The sequence below is a fragment of the Streptomyces bambusae genome (genome assembly GCF_019400985.1).
GTDB lineage: Bacteria > Actinomycetota > Actinomycetes > Streptomycetales > Streptomycetaceae > Streptomyces > Streptomyces bambusae_A.
Window position 1 is genome coordinate 1 of the sequence record NZ_WTFF01000581.1, and the last position, 2102, is coordinate 2102.

Below are 2102 nucleotides of genomic sequence, written 5' to 3' on the forward strand. Positions count from 1 at the left end.
GGTCGGCCGGCGGCAGCGTCAGATGTGTAGAAGAGACGGGGCCGCGACGTTGCGGCCGATCGCGCGCGGCGCGGGCGCGCCGCCCAGCCGGGCGCTGAGCCAGCCGCACAGGGTGAGCGCGGCGAGCACGGCCGCCACCGTGACCGGGACCCGCTGGGAGGGCTCGGGCAGCACGATGGCCAGCAGCGGCAGCAGCGCGCCGACGGTGAAGGCGGCGAGGCTGGCGAGGGCGGCGTGCCAGGGGTTGGCCAGCTCGTCCGGTTCGATGCCCAGCTCGACCCGGGCGTGGGCGCGCAGCGCGTCGCGTTCGGTGAGCTGTGCGGCGGCCTCGCGGGCGACGTCCCGGGTCAGGCCGCGGGCGGCCAGCAGCTCGGTCAGCTCCTCCAGCTCCGCCTCCGGGTACTCGGCCAGTTCCCGGCGTTCGACGTCGAGGGCGGCCTGCTCGGAGTCCCGCTGGGAGCTGACGCTGACGTACTCGCCCGCGGCCATGGAGAGCGAGCCGGCCAGCAGCCCGGCCACACCGGCGACGAGGATCGCGGCACGCGAGGTGGTGGCGCCGGCGACACCGACGACCAGGCCGGCGGTGGAGATGATCCCGTCGTTGGCGCCGAGCACACCGGCGCGGAGCCAGTTGAGCCGGGTGCTGATGGCCGCGCTCTGGGGCTCGGGCGGCCGGCCGGGGTCGGGGGTCTGGCCGGCGCCCGGCCCGGTTTCCGTCACGGGACCACTCTCGCGGGCGGCGCCCGCGAGGGCCAGTGCTCCGGGGCCACCCGGGCCACCCCTCCCGCCGGCGGGCTCCCGATGCCGCCCGGCCACCCGGGGTCGCGCCACCCGAGGGCGCGGTCCGGCGTGCGCGGGCACGGTGCCGGGACCAGGGTGGAGGGGTGAGACGCCGACGCGAGGAGCCTGGCCGGCTGCAAGGGGCACCGCCACCGCGCTGGGCCCGCTACGCGCCCCCGGTGGCCCTGGTCGTCCTGGTGCTCGCCCAGCGGGCCACACCCGGCACGGTGGAACTGGGCTTCTTCCTGGCGGGCCTGCCACCCGTGGCGGCGTTCGCGTACGGGGCGGGCGGCACGGCGGTGTTCGCGGCGGTCGTGCTGGTGCTGCTGGGCATCCGCCAGCTCGGCGTGGGACACGCCGAGGGCGCCGACCTGTACACCGTGGCGGCGATCGGGCTGCTCAGCGTGGTCATCGCATGGGTGCGCAAGCGGCGGGACACGCAGCTGGTCAGCGTACGGACGGTGGCGGAGGCGGCGCAGCTGGCGGTACTGCCGCCGGTGCCGGGGCAGGTGGGCGGGCTGGGCTGTGCCGGCCTGTACCGGGCGGCGCAGCGCGGCACGCTGGTCGGCGGGGACCTGTACGACGTACGGGAAGGGCCGTACGGGGTGCGCGCGGTGGTCGGGGACGTGCAGGGGCACGGGCTGGCGGCGGTCGGGACGGTCGCCGGGCTCCTGGGGGCCTTCCGCGAGGGGGTGCTGGACGACACCGAACTGACGGCGGTCGCCGCCCGGCTGGACCGGCGGCTGCTGGCGGACTCGGCGGGTACGGAACACGCGGAACTGTTCGCGACGGCCGTACTGCTGGAGTTCCCGCCGGGGCTGGAGGTCGTCCGGATGGTCTCGTGCGGGCATCCGCCGGCCCTGCTGCTGCGCGGCTTCGAGGTGTCGTCCCCACCGGTGGATCCCGGCCCTCCGCTCGGCCTCGGCCTGGCCGGCGCGGACCCGCCGCGGGTGTCCGCCGTACCGTTGCGCCCGGGCGACCGCCTGCTGGTCTACACGGACGGCGTGACGGAGTCCCGGGACGCGACCGGGGCGTTCTACCCCCTGGCGACCCGCGTCCCGGTCCTCGCCTCGGACCCCACCGGCCTGGCCCGCGCGATCTGGCGCGACCTGGTCTCGTACACGGGCGGCGGGCCCGGGGACGACGTGGCCTTGCTGGTCCTGACGGTGGCGAAACCCGCATGAGCGGTGGGGACGGGGACGGGGACGGGGCCTGCGGTGGCAGCGGCGGCAACGGCGGCGGCGGTCGGACCCGCCAGTTGCGGCGGGCCTCGCCCACCCCCCGGGGCGGGGGGGGGGGGACGCCCCCCCCCCCCCGGGGGC

Annotated in this window: 2 protein-coding genes; one reads left to right on the forward strand and one right to left on the reverse strand. The window is 77.8% G+C overall.

Annotated elements, in window-relative coordinates:
* Positions 1 to 18: 18 nt before the first annotated feature.
* Positions 19 to 648 (reverse strand): VIT1/CCC1 transporter family protein, encoded by a 630-nt coding sequence (locus tag GPJ59_RS35745; RefSeq protein WP_308120681.1) that lies wholly within the window; start codon positions 646 to 648, stop codon positions 19 to 21.
* 236 nt (positions 649 to 884) lie between these two features.
* Between GPJ59_RS35745 and GPJ59_RS35750 the strand changes: the two genes are divergently transcribed.
* The gene (locus GPJ59_RS35750) at positions 885 to 1964 is read left to right on the forward strand and encodes a PP2C family protein-serine/threonine phosphatase (RefSeq protein WP_308120680.1); all 1080 of its coding nucleotides are present in this window, start codon (positions 885 to 887) and stop codon (positions 1962 to 1964) included.
* The last annotated feature ends 138 nt before the right edge of the window (positions 1965 to 2102 follow it).